Origin of the sequence: Pedobacter sp. Leaf170 (assembly GCF_920984665.1) — a bacterium.
Taxonomy (GTDB): domain Bacteria; phylum Bacteroidota; class Bacteroidia; order Sphingobacteriales; family Sphingobacteriaceae; genus Pedobacter.
Window position 1 is genome coordinate 157,241 of the sequence record NZ_CAKLBP010000007.1, and the last position, 23,424, is coordinate 180,664.

Genomic DNA, 23,424 nt, shown 5'->3' on the forward strand with positions numbered 1-23,424 from the left:
ATGAAAACTATAAATAAAATAACCAATTATATATTGCTGGGCGTAATTAGTTTATCTATAAGCTCATGCAAAAAAGATTTTAACGAAGTTAATACCGACCCGATTGGAAAATCATCGGTAAAAGCAAGTCAGCTTTTAGCGCCATCATTGGTCAATATATTATCTGCAAATATGGTTCGTAACCGTAATTTTAATAATGAGTTGATGCAGGTAACTGTTGATTTGAACGATGCAGAAGGACGTGTTTTTAGGTATGATGTTAGGCGCACCTGGGCAGATTATACCTGGAATAACTGGTATCCCGAATTAACTAATTTAAGAGATATCTACACAATTTCCAATAAGCCTGAATCGTTAAATGCATCTTACAAAGGTATATCATTAATTGTACAGGCCTGGGTTTTTCAATTATTGACTGATGTTTACGGCGATGTTCCTTATTCGCAGGCAAATCAAGGTAAAGAAGGGAATTACGAACCAGTATTCGACAAGCAAAAGGATATCTATCTTGATTTATTTAATAAACTTGAAGAAGCAAATAAATTGTTATCCGAAGGGAAATCTATCGTTACAAGTAGCGACCCGGTTTACCAGGGCGACATTAGTAAATGGCGTAGATTTGGTAACTCTTTATACTTACGTTTATTGCTACGTATATCCGGCAAAGCCGAAGTAAGTGCCCAGGTAATTTCTAAAATAAAAGAAATAGCAGAGACCAATAAGGCGGGTTATCCTATTATGGAAAACAATACACACACAGCTAAAATATTATGGAACGGAACCAATAGCAGCACAGCAGTTTATTCTTCTCCATTTATGATTAATGTAAGAGCGGTTGATTTTAGAACACCAGCAATTACAGATTTCTTTATTGGAAATTTAGCCATTTGGAATGATCCTCGTGTAAGCGGAACCTATGGTGTAAATGGCGTAAGCCGATTCGGTATAGCACCTGGTCCAGCCGGCTTAATTGGTGTTCCGAGTGGTTATGATGCGGGTACATCTGTGTTAAAACAATCGTACTTCTATTCAGATTCTCAAAATGCAGGCGTTACTTTACAAACCGCTGCTAATACGGGTATAATTATGAACTGTGCAGAGGTTGATTTTATTTTAGCCGAAGCTGCAGCAAAAGGCTGGATTACCGGAACAGGCGAGAGTTACTACATGAAAGGGATAGCAGATGCAATTAATTACTGGGTTCCAACTTTGTTTACTTCGGCTTCAGACCCTGCTTTAGCAAGCTATGTAGTTGCGGCAGACATTCAGTGGAACAACAGTTTACCTCTAAATAATACTGCAAATAATTCGCCAAGCAAGTTGCAATCCATTCATCTTCAAAAATACTATGCTTTATTCTTAGTCGATTTCCAACAATGGATTGAGTATCGCCGTACTGGCCATCCATTTATTCCTAAAGGAACAGGATTGGCAAACGGAGGTAGAATGCCTGCGAGATTAAATTATCCATTAGTTACACAATCAACAAACCCAACCAGTTATAAAAATGCTGTCGCATCTCAAGGTGCTGATGATATTAACACACTAGTTTGGTGGCAAAAACCTTAATCATATCTAAAAACAGTATGAAGAAGATAATATTATTTTATGGTGCGTTAGCAGTAATCTGCGGTACCTGGATGGGATGTAAACGCGATACCGATTATGTCAAGGTATCCGTTAGTCCGTATATCTCAAATTTCGATTTGCGTAAACTTTTTAAAGGTTCAGATTTACAACTTAATGAAGATAATCTTGGCGGCGCTAATTTTATAAAAGGCATTGTTGTTTCAAATCAATCGGGCGGTAATATTCCTGCCGGATTATTACTTGTGCAAAATAGCAGGATAGCCGGTAACGGAATAGATTCGTTAAGAGGAATCGCTTTTAATGTAGGTGCGGAGGCTAGTAAATATGTCCCGGGAGATTCTGTTCATGTGAGCGTAACAGGCACAACACTTAAAAGAGTAAATGGTAATCTGCAAATTGAAGGCGTTACTGCAACAGGTATAGAAAAAAAAGCCAGTGGCCGGAATATTATAGTAAGAGCCGTTAATACCGGAATGTTAGCTACCCGACCAACGTTTTATGAAAGTACATTAATCACCATCAGTAAAGGAAAAATGAATCCTGAACCTGCACAAGGTGATGTATTTAGCGGCAATAAAACCATAGGTGATGGTTTTGGAACGGCTATAGTTCATACTGAAGCCAGTGCAACATATGCTAAACAAGAAGCTATCCCTTTTGCAGATTATACAGGTATTGCCTTTTCGAGCTCAACTGGTATGCAACTGTGGCCAAGAACTACTGATGATATCTTCGCATTGCCAGAAATCAAGCCATCAGCTTTAATTATAACAGGTTATTTAACCGACCCAACTGGTAGTGATGCAAATTATGAATACATCCAGTTTAAGGCAACAAGAGATATCAATTTTGCTACGACGCCATTCTCGATAGTAGTGTGTAATAATGCAGGTATTTTAGCAGCGCCGGCAACCGGTTGGGCATTAGGTGGCATCAGAACTTATAAAATTAACATCAATTCTGGTACGGTTAGAAAAGGTCAATTCTGCTATGTTGGTGGTAATAAAGTGATTTGGGGTGCTGGTTCAACTGATATAAGTGCTGCAGCATGGATTGCAAGTAAGCAGTACTCAACTGTAGATGGCGATGGTTTTGGAACCGCAACCACAAATTTACTTGCAAATAGCGGAAACGTTGCAGGTATAGCCGTTTTCGACGGGCTTACAGTAACTGGCACTTCTGTCCCTTTAGATGTTATTATGTATGGTGGTAATGGAGCAGTTTATGCTGCCGGACCGCCCGAAGTTGGCTACAGAATTACAAACACTGATAAATACAGTACCATTCAAAACAAAAAGGTGGTGGCATTTTACGGTGGAGGTACAAATACCAATAAATTTGGATTCCCAGGTACAAGTAACTTTACAATGTTAGGCGGGGTTTACAATGCTGCAACAGGTATTTGGAGTACTGGTAGAACTGCCACAAACATTACATTAACCCCAACATCGCCTTTATCAACTATAGAGCAAGCTGCTGGATTTACCACGATAACAAATTAATAAAATAAAGGCAAGCCATCTAAATCAGGTGGCTTGTCTATTATAAACATCCTAATGAATAGAAGATCATTTATCCAAAAGTCGACCTTACTTGGTACAACTTTATTTGTAAGTCTTAAAGCGTTTCCGTTCTCTTCAACTTTTTTAGATAATAATATATCAGGTAAAATCACAAGTAAAGGCAAAGGAATTGCTGGCGTTGTAGTTTCTGATGGTTTTAATGTTGTACAAAGTGATAGGCTTGGTAACTACACTATTGATATAAACCCTTTAGCCAAATTTGTTTGGATAAGTACACCTTCGGGTTACGAGTTTAAAACAGAAAGCCATATTGCTAAATACTACGAAAGTGCAATCGGTAAAACTAATTTAAACTTCGAATTAAATCCGCTTAAGTTTAAAGATGAAAAACATAATTTTATTATTTGGGCCGATCCTCAGGTAAAAAACAAAAAAGATGTAGCTCAAATGATGGAAACCTCTGTTCCGGATACGATTAAAACCATCAAGGCAATGAACCCGAAAATTCCTGTTCATGGAATAACTGTTGGAGACATTGTTTGGGATAACCACGAACTTTTTACAGATTACAATACAGCAGTTGCAAAAATGGGCATTCCATTTTTTCAGGCATTAGGCAATCATGATATGGATTACAGATTGGGTGGAGATGAAACATCTGATAAAACATTTCAAGAGCACTACGGACCAACTTATTATTCGTTTAATAGGGGCAAGGCGCATTATGTTGTTTTAGATGATGTTCGCTATTTGGGCACTGAAAGAAATTACGATGGTTATATAAATCAGCAACAGCTAGACTGGCTTGCCAAAGATTTGAAATACGTAGCAAAAGATGCTTTACTGATTATAAATCTTCATATTCCGGTGCATAATGCTGTAAAAAATAACACAGATTTTTATGCGGTTTTAAATGGCTTTACAAATGTGCACATCATGTCTGGGCATACCCATTACAATAGAAACGTAATTACTAACGGAATTTTTGAGCACAATCATGGTGCGGTTTGTGGCGCCTGGTGGACCGGTCCAATCTGTGAGGATGGAACACCAAGAGGATATGGTGTTTATGAAGTTGATGGAACAAACTTAAAATGGTATTATCATCCAACAGGTTCAAATAAAAAGGAGCAGGTTCATGTTTATGTTGATGAATTAACAAATCAAAAACGTTTAATTGCAAACGTTTGGAATTGGGACCCGGAATGGAAAGTAGAATATTTTCTGGATGGAAAATCAATGGGTGCTTTAGAACAGCAAAAAGGTTACGATCCCTTATCAGTGAGTTTATATAAGGGTGATAAATTGCCTGCCGGAAGAACATTCCCGGAGCCAAGTAAAACCGACCATTTGTTTGTAGCACATTTTGAACCTTCAGTAAAAAATGTAAAAGTTGTTGCAACAGATCGTTTTGGAGAAAAATTTGAATCCGAGTTTAAAGGTTAATTTATTTCAAAAGATGAAAACTTCAAAAAAAATTATTGTTGCTTTATTAGCAATGGGATCAGTTAATGCATCAGCGCAAGTTGCAGAATTTCCTAAATTTAGTGCAGAGGCCCATCGTGGTGGGCGTGGCCTATGGCCCGAGAATACAATTTTAGCTATGCAAAATACCATGAAATTTGATGGTATAACCACTTTAGAAATGGATACACACATTACTAAAGATGGAAAAGTTGTGGTTACGCATGATGATTATTTAAGTCCGGCGTTTATGTGTACACCTGATGGAAAAGATATTTCAGCCGCTGATTCAAAGAAATATCCGGTTTTTCAGATGGATTATAAAAAACTAAAATCTTTTGATTTAGGTTCAAAAGATTTACCGGGTTTCCCAAATCAGCAAAAAGTTAAAACTTATATTCCTTTATTATCTGATTTAATTGATGCCGTTCAGAAAGATATTAAAGCAAATAAAAGACAACAGTTTTTTTATAATATTGAAACTAAATGCAGTGCAGCAGGCGATGGAATTACAAATCCAACACCAGAGGTTTTTGTAAAACTTTTAATGGATGTAATTCAAAAGAAAGGAATTACACCTTATGTTGTTATTCAATCATTTGATAAACGAACCATTCAAATCCTCCATGAAAAATATCCGAATGTCAGAACCTCATTTTTAGTTGCGAATAAGAAAACATACGAAGAAAATATTGCAGATTTGGGTTACAAACCTTTTATTTTGAGTCCGGTTTGGCAAATGGTTAACGAAGATTTAATTAAAAAAGCCCATGCTGATAACGTAAAAGTTATTCCCTGGACACCAAATACGGTTGCAGATATGAAGGCTTTAAGGGCATTAGGTGTAGATGGTATCATTTCAGATTACCCAGATTTACTGATTCAATCCAAATAAAACAAAACTATGAAAGCTATTTCTTTTAAATTATTAATCTTTTTAGCAACGCTAACTTTTTGCTTTTCGGCAGATGTTAAAAGCCAGACCGTAAAATGGGACAGCACATACAGGCCGGGTAAATACGTAGAATTGGTTTCTAAGTTTAAAGCTGAACCGAAATCGAAAAAAGATTATATTTTTTTAGGGAATAGCATTACGGCAGGTACAGATTGGGTCAAGCTACTAAATCTACCGCAAGCAAAAAATAGAGGTATTTCTGGCGATATCACTTTTGGTGTTTTAGAAAGGCTACAAGAAGTTATTGATGGTAAACCAGCAAAGGTTTTTATCCTTATTGGGATTAATGATGTTTCGAGAAATATTCCTGACAGTGTGATTTTGAAAAACTATAAACTAATGATTAGCCGGATAAGAAAAGGCTCAAAAAAAACGCAGATATATTTTAATACGCTTTTGCCTGTAAATAGTGCTTTCGATAAATTTAAAAATCATTACGGAAAAGATGAACACATCCTTTGGTTAAATACGGAAATAAAAAAGCTTGCCGCCAAAAATGTTACTGTAATTGATTTGTATTCACAATTTACAGATAAGGATAAGCATTTACGTGCCGAACTTACTAAAGATGGGCTCCATCTTATACCAGAAGGATATAGGGTTTGGGCAGATTTTTTAAACTCTACAGGCTATTTGAAATAGCATTTGCTGTAAATAAATAAAGCGTTCCGAAAAATATGGAACGCTTTATTTATAATATTAAAAATTTATTTTTATCCCTGAGCAGGAGGGTTTGAAACAACCGGAGCTTTATCTTTTCTTGGCTTTCCTGGTCCTTTTCTCATCTTATCACCTCTTTCTCTTGCTTCGGCTCTAAAAGCATCAAGCTTTGTTTTTTGCTCTGCAGTTAAAATGTTATCTAATTTAGTTTTTGAAGCGTCCATATCTGCTTTTCTTGATTTCATTTTATCTTTCATAGCAGACCTGTCTTCATTTCTAAAAGCATCCATTTTCTTTGCTCTATCTAATTCAATAGCATAAACCTTTGTTTTTTGGTCTGCTGTTAAACTTAGTTTCTTATCCATTGCATTGGTGGCTCTTTCGGCTCTTTGCTCAATGGTAAGATTTGGCATTGGTCTTCTTGCTCTACGTGTCGAATCTTGTGCGAAAACTGCAGTAAAACCCATTACTGCAATTGCCATTGTTAAAATTAATTTTTTCATGTTTATGTGTTTTATCTAATAGATACTAAAACATGAAAACGGTTTAATCGCTAACTGTTAAAATTTGTTAATTCTTATTTAACTGAGAAATTGATTTTTGCATCTGAGCCATCATTTGGGTTAAGGTTTCCATGGTTGGGTCTGGTGCTGGTTCGGGTAATGATGTTGAAATATAAGCCTTTGCACTCCAAATTTCGAGTATGTCATCTGCAGCTATTGTATAAGGATCATATACTTTATTATCAGAAACAAGTTTTAAATCTTTATTTTCTCTGAAACGATTGCCTGCACGTTTATAAACTACGCCTTCATTTTTACTTATAATGATGTATGTTTCACCGGTTTTAACCTCGTTCCAGTTATCCAAATATTCGCCTATAATTACGCTTCCTGGTTGAACAGGCAACATACTATCGCCCATAATTTCAAAAGCACGGAAAGTTCCCTGGCGTAAGGCAGGAATTGGCAGTTGAAATTTTGGTAAATCACTTATGTACTGCGGATCAGAAAAACCATTTAAATAACCTGCACTAGCTTTAACGGGTACAAGCTCAATATTTTCTCTATCATTTGCATCAACAGAAATACTTAAAACCCGAAGATTTGAACCTTGGCTTTTAGGTTTTGGTTTCCAGCTATCAGAAATTTTTTCATTGATAAATTCATCAATGGTTAAATCGAAATATTCTGCTATTTTTTTTAGCAAATCATATTTTGGTTCAGCCCGGTCTTCTTCGTATGCACCAATTAGCGATCTTTTAATTTCCATAATATCAGCAAATTGCTGCTGCGTATGGCCCTTTTTCTTCCTTAGGTACTTTAAATTATTTGAAATATTCGACATAAAAATAAATTTTAAAATAAATTTGGAATTACTAAAATAGTTAGTAATTTTATGCTCATAAAGTTAGTAATATTATTTTGATTTGCAAGAGGGGATACTAAATAGATTAGTTTTTAATTTTAAATACGTTATTATGAAAAAGTTTGTTTACATCGTTACCGACAGAAATCGTACTAGTATGCATGTTGGCATGAGTTCTGATTTAATGAAGACTTTAGATTTTTATAAGCAGATGCCAAACTTATTTTTTGATAATGGCAAGCAACTAACCCGTTTAGTTTATTTTGAAGAATTTAAAACTGAAGAACAAGCTTTGAGCCGTTTTAAATTAGTAAGTAGATTTACACGCGTGCAAAAAGAGCGTTTGGTACGTTCTTGCAATCCTGATTGGATAGATTTAACTATTGGTTTGGATTTCGAAAATATCCTTTTGCACAGAAACATAACCAACCAGGTTAAATTATCCTTTACGAGTTTATCATAAAATATCATACATAAAAAAATCGCACCTTAAACAGATGCGATTTTTTTTAACTCATTTTTTGCTTACCAACCCGGGGCAAAAGTTAAACCAAAAACACCGGTTTTAACATCCTTTCGCTGAAAAGGTATTGCGTAATATGGCTCTATTACAAAGTAGCCAAATACGTTTACTCTTAAGGATAAACCAACGCTCATAACCGGAACACGTTCTGTAGTGGCCAGGTAAGAGCCTGTTTGGGTACCATCAGCACCAATAATTGGTGTGGCAACATAAGTTGGTTCACTTTTAAATGAAACCTGAGTCTCATTAGTCCAGGCAACACCAGCATCAAAAAACAAATTTAAATCAGAAAATAAAAATTTTGAGGGTACTGCAGCCAATTTTTTAGGGCCTGTAAATGGTAATCTAACTTCAAAATTAAATACGGCCATTTTACTACCACTCAATTGATTAATATCGAAAGATTGATTGGCCCTTTCTGTAGTGGTTTTATAAATAGAGTTAGATTCGTAACCTCTTATTAAGTATGGATAGCCTAAAAATAGTGGATACAGTCTATCAGCATCTTTGCCCAATCTTAACATGTTGTAACTTCTAACGGCAAGTGTTACTGGTTTAAGCCTCCAATATTTTCTTAAATCAATTGTTGCACCTGCAAAGCTGTACGTGCCCAGATATTTTTCTCCGCTAATTCTATATCTAAAACCATCTAAAGGCGCAGTTAATCCGAAGATAGAATTATCGCCAACAAAGCCGGCATTTAATTGATACAAGGTAAATGGATTAAATGGTACGCCATAATCTTGGGTAGCCTGCTCATTTGACACTTTGCTACGCTCTGAACCTACATAGAAACCAGTGTTGTTGTAATAATTGCTGTATCTGTCAATTCTGTAGCTGTAACGAGAGAAGGCGGCCCCAAGTTCAAACCTATGGATTTTGCTAAGCGGATAAGCTCCAAATAGTTGAACCTGATCTTCAAAAGTTCTGATGATATCAGTTCGCTGATTGATTACATCAATGGTACCTGAACCCGATGGCAGCCTCTCATTTCCATAAGAATTAAAACCTGTAACGTAAGGGATATGTGATATCGCAAGTCCCCAATTAATTCTACTTTTTTGATTAATGTAACCAACCAAACCGCCAAAATCATAAATCTCACCGTTTACAGATAGGTTTGCAATGATTTGATTTGTACCTAAAATATCGCTAAACATTCCAACAATACCTCCTTGTACACCGGTACCAAAGCGACTGGTTGAAACGCCAACACCACTGTTTGCCAGGTAATCTAATCTAAATTTAGGGCGATATGGAACAACCCGCATAGAATCTGCAATTACCTTTTCAAATCTATCAAAATTTATCAGGTTGGAATTAATGATGTTTACGCCAACATTTTCCATCGGTGGCAAAACAGCTGCATCAAAATTTTCATCGCGGCTATTAATTCTTTTTGGTTTAAAACTATTTAGGTTTGCATTATACAAGGTGTAGCGCTGGTAGCGGTAGTAACTGTAAACAATATCATTAGTTTGCGAAACCGAAATTGCCGGAGAGAACTCCGTTATTCCACTTATACCAGTAAAATAATCAGTTAATTGATCTACAGTATTATCAGTAAAACTGTATTTGTAAAGATTTCTAAAACCATCTCTGTTAGATAGGAAATAAACGCTTTTACTATCTGGAGCAAATTGTGCGTTTAAGTTATTTGCACCTGGAAAAACATCAACATTGTTAACGGTTTTAGAAGCAATATCATAAACGACTAAGTTTATTGGATGTACAGCCGTAATATTATTGCTTTGAATGGCTCCTCTATCTGATGAAAATACAATTTTTGTTCCATCTGGTGAGTAATTAGGTGCATAATCTGAGTATGCATCATTTGTTATCGGTGTAACCTTTTTAGTATCTAAATTGTAAGAGAAAATATCACTTTGGCCTTCAACCATTCCAGAAAAGGCAATGTCTTTACCATTTGGCGACCAGGTTAAATTACCGAACTGGCTAACTTCGCCCATATCTGTTTCTAAAACCGTGCTGCCGTTGCTCACATTAATAATCATCATGCGGTTTTTACCACCACTAAAAATACTAAAGGCAAATTGCTTGCTATCCGGAGACCAGGCACCTGCAGATTCTATAAAGTTAAAATCATCTATGTGGCCATTTGAAATCTGGCTTGTTAATTTTCTAATTATTTTTCCAGTCTTTGCATCCGCAAGGAATAAATCAATACCAAATAAATCTTTTTCAGACATAAACGCCACAAATTTACCATCAGGGCTAAGGGCAGGAGCTACGTTCATATTTCCTGCGTTTTTATTATCTAAAATCTTTGTTCCGGTAATTTTAATTTGAGAACTATCTGCTTTTAACATAGGTTTATAATGCTCATCAATTGCATTTTTCCATAAACCGGATAGTGTTTTGTCATCATAGCCAAATGTATACCTGATGGCATTTTCATAGCCATATTTAGCTGTATTTTTAAATAAAGGTACAATTGTAGTATCGCCATATTGCGAACCAATATAGGTCCAAAAGGCCTGACCATAACGGTATGGGAAATATTTATTAGAATTTGTAAGGTCTTTTAATGAAGGAATATCACGGTTAAGCATTGCATCACGCATCCACATTGACGTAAAAGCATCCTTTTTGCCGATGGATAAATATTCAGCCATACCTTCAACCATCCATAAAGGCGTTTGGCCAACATTATCTAAACTAATCGAATCTTTTTCTAATAAAACATGGTATTGAAAGGCGTGAACCAACTCGTGACCTAAAACGTGCCTGGTTTGATTGTTAAGTTCCATAACCGGCATAATAACCCTATTTTTTAGGGCTTCGGTAACACCGCCTGTACCTATACCAATTTCGCCGTTAAGCGCTGTAGTTTGCTGAAAATCAGGATGGTTATTGTATAAAATAATCGGGTTTTTCTTTAGAAAGGTATCTCTAAATACTTCCTGATGCATCTTGTACCAGGTTTCGGCATCTTGAGTAAACTTTTTTAAAAGATTATCATTTTTGATATAATAATAGATTTCGAAATGTGGTGTTTGTAAAACCTTAAAATCTAACTTTTTATATCTGACTTTATTTTGTCCGAAGTATTGTGCCTGTGCAGAAAATGCAATAAAAAGTAGGAGTAAAGCCGGTACAAATTGCCTTAATAAAGTAGAGGTTTTTTTCATACGTGTGGTTTTTATTTATGCAGTTTAAAAAAACTGATTTTAAATTTATCTGGAAATAAAAATAGTGATTGTTTAAATCACTATTAAAATTTTAACATTATTTAAAAGAGTAAATTAATTATCGCCATTCTTTCTCTTTTCACGCTCTTCCTGGCGCTGCTTTCTTTTAAGTTCACGCTCTTCTTTTTTTGTTAACGGAACTACAGCAGCAGGTTGATTTGGCGCAGGTTCAGTTTTCTTCTCATCCTTTTTTACTTCCGTTTCCGTTGGTACTGCAGCTGGAGTTGTTTCACCAGGCACTGCCTCCTCAACGGCAGCAGTATCTACTGCTACACTGTCAGTAGAAGTTGTATCCTGAACATATCTCGGACTAGGGCAGTTATAACTTCTTGTAATTTCTACCGTAGCTTTTGGAAATTGACCATACGTGTAACCCGATTTTGGATCTAAATAAACCTTCTCCATAAATTTAGCAAAAATAGGCAGGGCAGTTCTAGAGCCTTCTCCTTGTTCGCCATTTTTAAAATGTGCAGTTCTTTCATCGCATCCTACCCAAACACCTGTTACTAAATCTTTGGTAAGACCCATATACCAGGCATCTACATAATCAGATGATGTTCCGGTTTTGCCACCAATCTGGTTGTTCTTTTTAAATAAATCGGGCCATTCCCAAAGCGCCTGAGAAGTTCCTCTTGGCTCTTCCATACCTCCGCGAAACATGTAAGTCATTAACCAGGCGATTTCTTCGCTTAAAACTCTTTTTGTTTTCGGCTTAAATTCATCAATAATATTATCATCCTGATCAGTAATTTTTTCAACTAAAATTGGATCAGTTTTAACGCCATTATTCATAAATGTGGCATAAGCCTTAACCATTTCGTAAACTGTAACATCGTTTGAACCCAATGCAACAGATGGAACAGACTCTAAATGACTATCAATACCGCATTCATGCGCCCATTTTACCACATTATCCCATCCCACTTTTTCTGTTACCTGTGCAGTAATGGTATTAACAGAACGTGCCATAGCCAAACGTAAACTCATATCCTGATAACTAACGCTGTAATCTGCATTTTTTGGCTCCCAATATTCAGTTTTGCCTTTATTTTGATAAGCTATTTTTACAGGCTTATCGGTAAATTTATCGCATGGACTCATGCCTTGCTCTAGGGCAGTTAAATAAGCAAAGGGCTTAAATGTAGAACCCGCCTGACGTTTTGCCTGATTTACATGGTCATATTTAAAGAATTTATGATCGATACCACCAACCCAAACTTTAATTTTACCACTTGATGGTTCCATAGTCATCATGCCGGTATTCATAATTTTTCCGTAGTAACGAATAGAATCTAAAGTAGAAAACAATGTATCTCTATCACCTTTGTAAGTAAAGATTTGCATCTTTTTCTTCCTGTTAAAATAGGCCGTAACAGAATCAGGATTATTAGGGAATTTCTTTTGTAGCAGACCATAAATTGGCAGGTTTTTCATGGCTCTATCCGGATAATCAACTTTGTTTTTTTCTGAATCGTACCACGGGTCTTCATTTCCCCAAACGCTGTAAAACCTACGCTGAATAACCCTCATTTGGTCTTGAACAGCTTCTTCAGCATATTTTTGAAGTTTCGAATCAATAGTGGTATAAATTTTTAATCCATCTTCATACAAATCATATCCATTATCTTTACACCATTTTTCTAAATACTTTGCAACAGCTGCTCTTAAATACGAGTCACCATCGCTGCCATCTTCCATTTTACCTTCTTTAAGTTTTATTGGTTCTTTAGCAAATTGAGTTAAACTATCCTTACTTAAAAACTTATACTTATTCATTTGGTTTAGAACAGTATTTCTTCTATCTAAGGCTCTTGTTGGGTTTTTTACCGGATTGTAGTATGTTGTTCCCTTAAGCATTCCCACAAGCATTGCCGCTTCATTTGTAGATAATTCTTTTGTTTCTTTATCGAAATAAATTCTACTTGCGGTTTTAATTCCGTATGCATTATTTCCAAACGATACCGTGTTTAGGTACATGGTAATAATATCTTGCTTAGAGTAATTGGATTCTAATTTTACAGCAGTCATCCATTCTTTAAGCTTAAAAATCATGGTTTTTACCAGTGGGATTTTGTTTAAAACCCCTTGAGATTTGTTGTAGCGGGTACGATAAAGATTTTTAGCTAATTGTTGGGTAATTGTACTTGCCCCACCTTCTTTACCAAAACCTACCACTGCACGGCCCACCGCTTGCGCATCAATTCCCCAATGCTTGTAAAACCTTACATCTTCTGTAGCTACTAGCGCATTTATTACACTTGGCGAAATTTCATTATAATTTACGGGTGTTCTGTTTTCTTTAAAATATCTGCCTATAAGTTTTCCATCTGCGGTATACAATTCAGAACCTACTCGCAGGGTTGGTACTTTAATATCGCGATAGCTTGGAGAATAGCCAAACAGCCACAAAAAGTTGAGCTGAAGTGCAGAAAAGAAAATAATTACAAAAAAAACAAAAATTGAGGTATAACGTAAGTACTTGTTTTTTATCTCTTTAAACATATAGTGTAAGATGTTGAGTAGGTAAAGGCAATAGGGATAAATATAAAAAAAACTCTAAATACAAATTAACGTATTTAATTTACTTATTTTTTAGTCTATATTTAAATAAATCACGTTAAAATTGAAGCTTTATATAGAAATGAAAAACGAATTTAAAAGCCTAATTGTACAAGGCGATAAAAAATTTTCGCTAAAAAATGTTAAAACCGATTATACTGGAGAATATAATAAAGAGAAAGCGAAGGATGCACTTGTAAAATCAAAAATAGAGGTTAGTCAGCTACAAGAAAAATTATATGCTTCTGGTAAATATTCTCTGCTAATTATATTTCAGGCGATGGATGCTGCCGGAAAAGATAGTGCAATTGAACATGTTATGAGTGGTTTAAATCCGCAAGGTTGCCAGGTATTTAGTTTTAAAGTGCCGACAGCAGAAGAATATGAACACGATTTTTTATGGAGGCATTATAAAGCATTACCAGAAAGGGGCAGGATAGGTATTCACAATCGTTCGCACTACGAAAATGTATTGGTTTGTAAAGTGCATCCAAATTATATTTTAAGTGAAAATATTCCGGGATATGCAAATGAAAAGGATATCAATAAAGATTTTTGGACACAGCGTTATAAAAGCATCAGAAATTTTGAAGAGCATTTAACCGCAAATGGCGTTGTGATATTAAAATTCTTTTTAAATGTTGGCAAAGATGAACAAAAGCAACGCTTTTTAGATAGGATAGAAGACCCAACTAAAAACTGGAAATTTTCTTCGGGTGATATAAAAGAAAGAGCTTTGTGGAAGGATTACATGAAAGCTTATGAGGATGCAATTAACGAAACAGCCACCAAAGATGTACCTTGGCATGTTATTCCGGCAGATAAAAAATGGTTTGCAAGGTTGGCAATAAGCGAAATTATCGAAGATAAGTTAAAAAGCATGGATCTTAAATTTCCTGTATTAGATGAAATTGAACAAGGAAAACTGATGGAAACAAAAACAACATTGCTTGCTGAAGAAATAGATTAGCATTTGCATGCCTGAGCTTGTAGAGAAAGATTTAAAATATATTTAAATTGTTTTTTCTACAAGCTCAGGCAAATCTAGTTTTTACTAATTTACAATAGGAAAAGCTGAAATCCTTAATCTCGCTCCGCCCATTGGTACTAATGTAATTTCCTTTGCAGTTTCCTTACTGTTTAAAGGACTTTTTGGTAGAACATCTACCAAGCCATATTGGTCTATTTTCCATTCAGGAATAAGTTTGCCCTTAGCTTTAATTTCAATTGGTGCATTTGTATTGGTAAACGGATTATTATCCTTTGGCCATTGTTTTTTAATAACCGAAAAAGATTTCTCAATATTTGATTTATCAATCACCAAACCATAATTCCAATCCGTTTTTGGATGTATTTCATACGATGGCCATTTTTTCGGGTCTGCACCATTTTGCCATCTCGAATCGCCAATGGCAGTTTCTTTACTATCTTTCTCCACATAATTTTCATCTATTTTTAAAGAATATGTTAACGGGCCGTAGTTTACGCTTACGCTATTTTTGTTTTTCTCCCACGCTCGCAGTACTAAATTCATAGGAAATTGCAAAGCGATTTTATCGCCATTTTTCCAGAGGTTATCTAATTTAATGTATCCACCAATGTGTGCATTAATACTCAGTTCTTTTCCATTAATTTTAACCTTTGGATTTTTACACCATGCCGGTATACGTAGATACAGCGGGAACGCCACTGGTTTGGGTGTGGTTATAGAAAGGCTTATCCTATCTTCAAATGGATATTTGCTTACTTGATTAATTGTAATTTTCGTGCCAGATCCAACTCTTGCGGTTACCGATGATTCTGCATAAAGCTGTGCTGCTATTCCGTTATCTGGAGTTGCCATCCAGGTATTCTCTGCATAATAAACCCAACCTGCCGCGTGGTTATGTTGGCAACAGCGACTGCTGAAAGGGTTCATCATTAAAAACGGTCCGGTATTATCAATTCCAGGATGATGATTTTTTGCATCGCTGATAACCATATTTGGAGCTGTTAGATATCTTAAAGCTTTGTAATCTGGTTTAAATGCAGCCGAGAAAGTGTTAAATGCTACATCTTCACAGTTTTCTGCCCAATAAGTATCGCCAGTCATAGAGAGCATCATCTGGTCTGATGTCATTTGCTCTACCATACCGCAAGTTTCAACTGCTTGTCGAGGATCATCATAACCTTTTCTGGAGTTTTCATCGCCACCAAACATCCCGCCCGGAACCTGACCATAAATATCTCTGATAAGTTTTTGATTGTTGTAACTCGCCTCTAAATCAGATTTATTATGGCTCTGTAAATAATAGGTTGCGGGTTCGCGGAAACATTGAGCAATATTAACATTGTGCCAATTCGGTAAATTGTTTTTTTGTCGCCAATCTGATGTGTTTTTATCAATTTTAGTGGCTAAATCAAGTAAAAATTTATCTCCGGTGCGATTATAAAGCCAATAAATACTTACAATATTATCTCCACCTCGGCTTTTTTCCCAATAATCTTCCAAAAGTTTCTCATCAGGAATAGAAAGTTGCCACTTGAAGTATTTGGTCATCATATCAATTACCCTCTTATCACCGCTGTACTCATAGTAGGCTTGCAAACACCATAGCATTGGCATGTTAGTCCACAAATCTCTTTTGCCTTCTCCTTTTTCTACTAAAGGTCCAAAATCTCCGTCAGGGCGCTGATTGTTGATGGCAGCATTTAACCAAAACCTTGCTTCAGATATCATTTTCTGATCATTGAGCATATAACCAATGTTTGCATATCCTTTTAACCAATACGGAAGTTCCTCCCAGCCATACTTACCTTTACCATCTTTGTGCAACCAGGCATTATCTTCCTTCGATAACCAAATACTAATCTCACCTAAATTACCTGTTAATCCATTTTTCTGAAGATTTAAAGCATTTTTTAACCATCCGACTGGTTTTATACTTCCTATTGGCAGTTTTATAAAATGGTTTTTTAAAAGTGGTGCTCTGTTATTTTGATAGAATTTATTATCTAGGTTATTGTTGGTGTTTTTAACAACTAAAACTTTTAGGCTTTGTGCATTTAAATTTAAACTACCTAAAACTCCAAAAATTAATAAAGTTAATAGGGGAGATTTGTGGCTCATAAAATCGATTTAGCTAATGGTTAGTTGAATAAATTTAAAATTTTTATTCGATTTAGTAACCGAATAAATTAGAAATGTTACATGGTAATATTTCCCTTAATAATTTTGAATAATTCACTAATTTTTACCACTTTGTTATCAAATAAAATCCTCATGAATATCTCATTCCGTTTAATTTTATCCATAATTCTAATTGGATTAACTCAAAAAACAATGGCTCAAACAGAACAAAAACCAGCGCCTGCGGTGCTAAACCATATTGCTGTCTATGTTGCTGATTTAAAGACAGCAAGCGATTTCTATGAAAGTCTATTCAATTTGCCACAAATTCCAGAGCCTTTTAAAGATGGTAAGCATACTTGGTTTAGCTTGGGGCAGGCGGGTCATTTACACATTATTCAGGGTGATGATAGTAAGGCCACCTTTAATAAAAATAACCATTTATGCTTTAGTGTGGCTTCTATAGATGAATTTATTAAAAAGCTAAATGCAAAAAATATAAAATTTGAAGACTGGCCAGGCAAACCAGGTGCAGTTACCGTACGTGTTGATGGTGTTAAGCAAATTTATTTTAAAGATTTAGACGGTCACTGGCTAGAAGTGAACGATGCCAAAGAGTAGGATGTTGAAAATACTTGAAATTGCAAACAAATACCGGTTTTTAAGGAAGCATTAAATCTATTTATTAATTTGCGGTCCATCTTATTGTTATAAATTTAAAAATGCAGAGCGAGATATTTTGTCAGATTGGTGACACCTCAAGAGATATTTATTTTATTTTCAACTACGGAACTAAAGAATTTGATTATTTAGGACCGGCATTCGAACCAATATTTGGATTTGATCGGCATTCGGTTAAGGAAAATCCAATAAAAATAATTGATTTTGTTCATCCAGAGGATGTAAACCTGGTTTTAGAGTTTTATAGAGAAAGTTCGCAGGAAGCCGTAAACCGAAAGTACGAATTTCGGATTATTGATGCAGAACAAAACACCAAGTACATTAGGGTTAGTGCCTACCCGATGAAAAAAGACGGAAAACTGTCTTGCATATCCGGCATTGCCGAAGATGTTAGCGTAGCTAAGCATAACAATTTCCACATTGAAAAAATAAATGCAAGAAAGAATACTACACTCGAAATTGTTTCTCACGATTTAAAAGAACCAATGGCCATGATTAGTATGGCAGTTTCTGATTTACTTAAAGATAAACTTTTTGAAGGGCAGGATAGGATTTTAACATCGCTAACATTTATTCAAGATATGTGCGAAAGAAATATTTTGCTCATCAGAAATTTAATAAATCATGAATTTTTAAGATCATCAGAAATTGAAATTCGGAAAGAACGGGCAGATTTAGTTAGCGAAATTAGAGATGTGCTTGGTTTTTACAAAAAAGCAGAATCTAACCTGTTCAGGAATTTTATTTTTACATGCGAAGAAGAGAAATTATATGCTGCAATAGATAGTATGAAGTTAATGCAGGTGATTAACAATTTAATATCTAACTCCATAAAATTTACTGAGATTAATGGAACAATATCTGTTCATGTAGAAGATAATGGAGAAAATGCATTAATAACTGTAAGTGATGATGGTATAGGAATTCCTGAACATTTGCAGCCTTTTATATTTGATAGATTTGGCGTAGCTATGCGAGATGGATTAAATGGCGAAGATTCTTGGGGTTTGGGGATGGCAATTGCACAAGCAATTGTAAAACTTCATAATGGTAAAATCTGGTTAGAAAGTGTAGAGAATATGGGCGCTAAATTCTTCATCGAAATACCTAAATAAAATTATTTTTATTCATTTTTTTTGATTTTGTATTCATTCATTTCTCTTTTATTTTATTCACTTTATTCATACCGATTAAAATTTTAACATTTTATCTAATTTGTGGTTAATCATAAAAAGCTTATCAGGATTGGAAGCAATGATTAATTTAGAGGATTGCAGGTTATGCTAATGTAGCCTGCAATTTTTATCTTCAATTAGAGTAATTAATCATTTGCATCGGTTTTGGTATTTTAAATCTAAAATATCATGATAGAAGTTAATCACAATACACCTTCACATGAATTGGATAACATTAAGGAAGGCGATCGAATTTGCTACAAACATGGCAAGTTAGGTTTGGTAGAAAAAATTCAGGTTATTCTTTCAAAAGGGCGACGAAAATATTTTTACAAATTAAAAAATGATAAAATACTTTTTTTAATACGATAATATGGTTTTAGCAAAAAAACAAAGCCCCGAAATTTTTCAGGGCTTTGTTTTTTGGTTCAATTTGTTTTGTTGTTATGAGGTGCCTGCCCTACACGGATACCCCGCTCACAGGACTTATTTTCTGCTTATTTGTTGATAACAAGTTAGTGAATGAAAGGTTTCGTTTCAAAAAATAATTATAAACAAAAGCATAAAAATGTTAATAACTACATGATGATTAAACTTCCATTTTGCATCAGATTAAAGTATCAAAATAGGGGTCGTTATAATCTTTAACAACTTTTAAAACATTTGGGTAATTAATAAAATCTTCAGCAGGGTGAGCAGTGCTTAAAACGATACAATTCATGCCGGCGTTAAATGCTGCTTCAACGCCTTTTGGTGCATCCTCAAATACCAGGCAATCGGTGGGCTTAACATTTAATATGGTTGCGCACTTTAAAAAAGTTTCTGGATGAGGCTTGCTCTCTGCAACATCATTTGCGCTTACAATAGCACTAATGTAATTTCTGATATTTAAACCATCCAAAACAAAATCGATATTAAATGGTATGGCTGCAGAACCAATAGCCATAGGTAATCCCAAAAATTTTGCCTTATCTATTAGTTGAGCTAAGCCATCAATTAATCTTAAATCTTTCTGATAATCTCGCTGGTATATTTTTTCCTTTTTAATGGATATGTCGTCCATTTGCTGCTGTGTAAAATAGCCCTTACCAAATACACGCTGAAGCAGCTCATCGTTTTTACCATACATTTGGAGCTTAACATCTTGATAGGAGATGTTCGCATTCAAATCATCATTCAAAATGGTGTGCCAGGCTTTATTATGATAGTCCATGTCATCTATCATCGTACCATTCAAATCAAATAAAAGAGCTTTCGGTTCAAATTTCATTTATCAGTATTAAGCCCTAAAGATATAGAAATAGGAAAAATCATCGAAGATTTAATTTAAACTATTTAATTAGTTATATTAGTTTAAGAATACATAAATACTTTATATGAGATATTTAAGCTTAATTTTTCCGTTTTTAATTATAATCGGATTTATATTTTGGAAATATAACAAGAAGGATGATAAAGCAAACCTAGTTAATAAGGAAGGAAAAATTATTAAATACGGCATACAATGGGAGGATAGTTTTCATGATCAAGTACCAATAAGTTTAGATACAACCATAATAATAGATGATTCCAACGGAAAGCCTTTAAGATTTCATCAATATATTAAGCCAATTTTTAATGGTGATGCAATGATATTTTTAGAAAAGGGGAAATGGAAATTGCAGCGTTTCACAAAATCTGCAATAGATTCTTTAATGAATGATGATTTTGCGATTGCCCGTGCAGATAGGTATCAGGCGTATCGTAATCCGGATTCGTCAAATTCAGTGAAAGAAAAATTCGCAAACATAGCCCACAGATTAAATATGGCTGATAATATCCTGGTTATAAAACATCAGCGTAAAATGTATATACAGCGAAAGGGTAAAAATCTGTTACAATTTAACATCAATTTGGGCGGTAATCCGATAGGACATAAACAGTATGAAGGCGACAATAAGACACCTGAAGGCATATACCATCTTGATACTAAATTTACCAGAACAGATAAGATTTACAAAAGCTTTATGATTTCTTATCCAAACAAAACTGATAGAGAAAACGCGGTTAAGAAAGGATTAAAACCAGGTTCGAGCATCTTAATTCATGCAAGTACGGTGAAAAGAAAAAATGCCCGAGACTGGACAAACGGCTGTATTGCTTTAACTAATGCAGAAATGGATACACTTTTTAATCATGTGATTGAAGGAACCAGAATAGAAATCAAGAAATAGCAGGTTATTCGCCTGCTGTTTCTTTTGCATAAGTTTTAAGGTATTTTTTAAGCATATCTCTAGCTACAAATATTCTCGTTTTTACCGTTCCTAATGGTATCTGAAGCATATCTGCAATTTCATGGTATTTATAACCTTCAAAATATTTAATAAATGGTGTATGGTAAGCTTCTGGTAATGAAGCTAATGCTTTATTAATATCACCAACAACAAATTTACCAACGGCGTCATTTTTTGTTGAGCTATGCATTAAACTTGATGAGGAAATTTCATCAGTTTGTGTAATTAAGGTTCGGGTTTTTGATATTCTTCTGTAATTATTTATAAATGTATTACGCATAATTACGAAAAGCCAACCTTTAATATTTGTGCCTTCCTGAAAATTTTTATAAAACCTTATTGCTTTTAATAATGTTTCTTGAACTAAATCATTAGCATCTTCAACATCGTTGGTAAATTTTAATGCATGTAGCCTTAAAGAAACTGCATGATCATTAATAACGTGGTTAAACTCAAGTGTGGTCATAATATTTAGTTTTAAGATGTACCCACCTTGTTTACAAAACATATACCACGTTACAAATTTCTAATTTGACCTAAAAATACAATTAGACCAAATAGACGGTTTCTTTGTTTTCAAGATAGTTTAAGAATTTAAGTATAAAACTTAAATGGTATTTATACGCAGTTAATTGGGTATTTATCAGAATAGCTAAAATTATTCCAAAGGGATAAAATGATTATTTATACGGTCAATTTGTAGAGGTTTTGGACATAATAAAGGTGGTTAAACCCACAATTCTACATTTAAAACATCTGTATGCCTCAAATTCTGCTTAGATAAATCGTTTTTTTAACCTTAAAAACCGAATCTGAAATAATTTTAATTGGGCACTACGTTGTCAGGCTTTTTGAAATAGTAATAACATAACGGGAACAGGCAGATTAAACCCAACAAAAAGCCTCCAACTGTATCAGTAAACCAATGTGCCCCGAGGTATATTCTCGAGGGGGCAATCATTACAACTAAAAATACAGAAACATACGTAATCGCGTTTCGAAGATTTTTTGGGATGGTTTTTAGCCTTTGCATTAAGATAATTAGAAAGCCAAAAAAAAGTACATAAGATAAAACATGTCCGCTAGGGAAACTTTGAAAGCGATTTACCTCCACCAATCTTACATAAAAGCTTGTTGGCCTTGGTCGGTTGATAATGTTTTTTATACAAAGGATAATTAAGCCAGAGCATAATACCGAAGCAATAAAGTAGCTTTCGCGTTTATAATTTTTATAATAGAATATTGCTGCAATAACTAACACTGAAAGTAATGACCATGGCAATTCGCCAAAAAAACTTATTGCCAACATCAATTTGTCTAGCCATGCCGTCTGGTATTCCTGCACATCTAATGAAACATTAACATCGAAAGGGAGAACGGGATGTTTAGCTATATAAAAGCTGAGGATGATAAAACTGATAATTAGTAGAAAAAGAATTGTTAAAAGAAGGCTTTTGTTTTTAATCATGGCAGATGTTATGGAAATCCAAAACTATAAAATTATTTTTAATGCCTTTAAACATATCTGAAATCTTATTTAAATATGAGTTTGTAATGCATATTATCCTTTCTATCAAGGATTTTAAATTGTTTGTATAAACTAATTTGTAATACCAATTAGTTTGGCAATCTTCGAGCAGATTATAGGAAATCTAAGCTTAAACAGTCGGCACAGCTACCTCTCTGTCGACTGTAAAAGCAATCTAAATTAACGCTCTTTTAGTATACCCAAATACTACCTATAAAAAACCGCTCTTTATTACACGCTCAAAAAACAGATTAGATGAAATAACAAGTCTAATCTGTTGTGTTTTTTAATGATAGATTTTTTGAGGAGCGATACTTATTAAAAGCTAGCCGAAATAAATTTTGCTTTAACGATTAAACTTTAATTCAAAAATTATTTTACCACAATTTGCTTTGGTTCAGTTACTACAATTTGATATTTACCTTTAAATTCGCTCACAATGCCAGTAATACAGATGTTGTTGCCTAAATACATCGTTGCCGGCTCTGATGAAAATTTTGAAATATCTGCTTTATTTATGGCAATGGTTAGCAGCTCTTTTGGATAAGCCCCGCCTAAATTTATTAAGCTAATCTTTTCTAAAGCCTTAGTACTATACACAGAATCGCAAATGGTTACGGTTTTACCTACGTATTGTGCAGCATCTTTAGTTAAAATTAATGTTTGACTTTTGCTTGCATAACTTAGCGAAGTTAAAAGCAATATTACAAATAGCTTTTTCATAAAATGATTTGAGGGATAATTGTTGGTGTGTAGTGCAAATATACAACGCTAAGCTCATTTTTATACAGTATATTTTTTTCA

At 34.5% G+C, this 23,424-nt stretch carries 20 protein-coding genes; 11 read left to right on the forward strand and 9 right to left on the reverse strand.

Annotated features, from left to right (window positions below; all coding sequences use genetic code 11):
* From LUA90_RS16395 to LUA90_RS16415, 5 genes are read left to right on the forward strand one after another with little or no spacing between them, the layout of a single operon-like run.
* Positions 1-1,569, forward strand: coding sequence for a SusD/RagB family nutrient-binding outer membrane lipoprotein (locus LUA90_RS16395; RefSeq protein ID WP_231491761.1), 1,569 nt, complete (start codon positions 1-3; stop codon positions 1,567-1,569).
* A gap of 17 nt (positions 1,570-1,586) precedes the next feature.
* Positions 1,587-3,092 (forward strand): DUF5689 domain-containing protein, encoded by a 1,506-nt coding sequence (locus LUA90_RS16400; protein WP_231491762.1) that lies wholly within the window; start codon positions 1,587-1,589, stop codon positions 3,090-3,092.
* A gap of 54 nt (positions 3,093-3,146) precedes the next feature.
* A complete protein-coding gene (locus tag LUA90_RS16405; protein WP_231491764.1) occupies positions 3,147-4,559 on the forward strand; it encodes a calcineurin-like phosphoesterase family protein in 1,413 nt (470 codons plus the stop codon).
* Between the two features lie 13 nt (positions 4,560-4,572).
* Positions 4,573-5,472: a glycerophosphodiester phosphodiesterase family protein gene (locus LUA90_RS16410; protein WP_231491765.1), complete on the forward strand. Its 900-nt coding sequence runs from the start codon at positions 4,573-4,575 to the stop codon at positions 5,470-5,472.
* A gap of 9 nt (positions 5,473-5,481) precedes the next feature.
* Entirely contained in the window at positions 5,482-6,174 is a 693-nt protein-coding gene (locus LUA90_RS16415; protein WP_231491766.1) for a GDSL-type esterase/lipase family protein, read from the forward strand.
* Between the two features lie 71 nt (positions 6,175-6,245).
* Here the strand turns inward: LUA90_RS16415 and LUA90_RS16420 are convergent, their stop codons facing one another.
* Positions 6,246-6,695, reverse strand: coding sequence for a DUF4890 domain-containing protein (locus LUA90_RS16420; protein WP_231491767.1), 450 nt, complete (start codon positions 6,693-6,695; stop codon positions 6,246-6,248).
* Positions 6,696-6,762: 67 nt separating this feature from the next.
* Positions 6,763-7,539: a LexA family transcriptional regulator gene (locus LUA90_RS16425; protein ID WP_231491768.1), complete on the reverse strand. Its 777-nt coding sequence runs from the start codon at positions 7,537-7,539 to the stop codon at positions 6,763-6,765.
* Between the two features lie 133 nt (positions 7,540-7,672).
* On the opposite strand from LUA90_RS16425, the gene LUA90_RS16430 reads away from it, so the two are divergent.
* Positions 7,673-8,023: a GIY-YIG nuclease family protein gene (locus LUA90_RS16430; RefSeq protein ID WP_231459689.1), complete on the forward strand. Its 351-nt coding sequence runs from the start codon at positions 7,673-7,675 to the stop codon at positions 8,021-8,023.
* A gap of 62 nt (positions 8,024-8,085) precedes the next feature.
* On the opposite strand, the gene LUA90_RS16435 is transcribed toward LUA90_RS16430, so the two are convergent.
* Both LUA90_RS16435 and LUA90_RS16440 read right to left on the reverse strand, forming a co-directional pair.
* A complete protein-coding gene (locus LUA90_RS16435; RefSeq protein ID WP_231491769.1) occupies positions 8,086-11,235 on the reverse strand; it encodes a basic secretory protein-like protein in 3,150 nt (1,049 codons plus the stop codon).
* A gap of 114 nt (positions 11,236-11,349) precedes the next feature.
* A complete protein-coding gene (locus LUA90_RS16440) occupies positions 11,350-13,797 on the reverse strand; it encodes a transglycosylase domain-containing protein (protein ID WP_231491770.1) in 2,448 nt (815 codons plus the stop codon).
* 139 nt (positions 13,798-13,936) lie between these two features.
* On the opposite strand from LUA90_RS16440, the gene LUA90_RS16445 reads away from it, so the two are divergent.
* Positions 13,937-14,824, forward strand: coding sequence for a polyphosphate kinase 2 family protein (locus LUA90_RS16445; RefSeq protein ID WP_231491772.1), 888 nt, complete (start codon positions 13,937-13,939; stop codon positions 14,822-14,824).
* A gap of 84 nt (positions 14,825-14,908) precedes the next feature.
* Here LUA90_RS16445 and LUA90_RS16450 read toward each other — a convergent pair whose 3' ends face one another.
* Entirely contained in the window at positions 14,909-16,963 is a 2,055-nt protein-coding gene (locus LUA90_RS16450; RefSeq protein ID WP_231491773.1) for a beta-L-arabinofuranosidase domain-containing protein, read from the reverse strand.
* 153 nt (positions 16,964-17,116) lie between these two features.
* On the opposite strand from LUA90_RS16450, the gene LUA90_RS16455 reads away from it, so the two are divergent.
* The 3 genes from LUA90_RS16455 to LUA90_RS16465 all read left to right on the forward strand — a co-directional run bounded on the left by LUA90_RS16455 (position 17,117) and on the right by LUA90_RS16465 (position 19,191).
* On the forward strand, positions 17,117-17,584 hold the full coding sequence (locus LUA90_RS16455; protein WP_231459684.1) for a VOC family protein: 468 nt from the start codon (positions 17,117-17,119) through the stop codon (positions 17,582-17,584).
* A 101-nt stretch (positions 17,585-17,685) separates the two neighbouring features.
* Positions 17,686-18,759 carry a PAS domain-containing sensor histidine kinase gene (locus LUA90_RS16460; protein ID WP_231459683.1) on the forward strand — a complete coding sequence of 358 codons (1,074 nt, stop codon included), beginning with the start codon at positions 17,686-17,688 and terminating at the stop codon, positions 18,757-18,759.
* A 249-nt stretch (positions 18,760-19,008) separates the two neighbouring features.
* Positions 19,009-19,191, forward strand: a complete 183-nt coding sequence (locus LUA90_RS16465; protein ID WP_231459682.1) for a hypothetical protein — start codon at positions 19,009-19,011, stop codon at positions 19,189-19,191.
* A 235-nt stretch (positions 19,192-19,426) separates the two neighbouring features.
* Here LUA90_RS16465 and LUA90_RS16470 read toward each other — a convergent pair whose 3' ends face one another.
* Positions 19,427-20,089 carry an HAD family phosphatase gene (locus LUA90_RS16470; protein ID WP_231491775.1) on the reverse strand — a complete coding sequence of 221 codons (663 nt, stop codon included), beginning with the start codon at positions 20,087-20,089 and terminating at the stop codon, positions 19,427-19,429.
* 106 nt (positions 20,090-20,195) lie between these two features.
* Here LUA90_RS16470 and LUA90_RS16475 point away from each other — a divergent pair, with 106 nt between their 5' ends.
* Positions 20,196-21,032: a murein L,D-transpeptidase family protein gene (locus LUA90_RS16475; protein WP_231491777.1), complete on the forward strand. Its 837-nt coding sequence runs from the start codon at positions 20,196-20,198 to the stop codon at positions 21,030-21,032.
* A gap of 4 nt (positions 21,033-21,036) precedes the next feature.
* Here the strand turns inward: LUA90_RS16475 and LUA90_RS16480 are convergent, their stop codons facing one another.
* From LUA90_RS16480 to LUA90_RS16490, 3 genes are all read right to left on the reverse strand, one after another.
* Entirely contained in the window at positions 21,037-21,558 is a 522-nt protein-coding gene (locus LUA90_RS16480) for an RNA polymerase sigma factor (protein WP_231459679.1), read from the reverse strand.
* A 357-nt stretch (positions 21,559-21,915) separates the two neighbouring features.
* Entirely contained in the window at positions 21,916-22,560 is a 645-nt protein-coding gene (locus LUA90_RS16485) for a phosphatase PAP2 family protein (protein ID WP_231491779.1), read from the reverse strand.
* Between the two features lie 432 nt (positions 22,561-22,992).
* A complete protein-coding gene (locus LUA90_RS16490) occupies positions 22,993-23,343 on the reverse strand; it encodes a hypothetical protein (RefSeq protein ID WP_231491781.1) in 351 nt (116 codons plus the stop codon).
* Positions 23,344-23,424 lie beyond the last annotated feature (81 nt).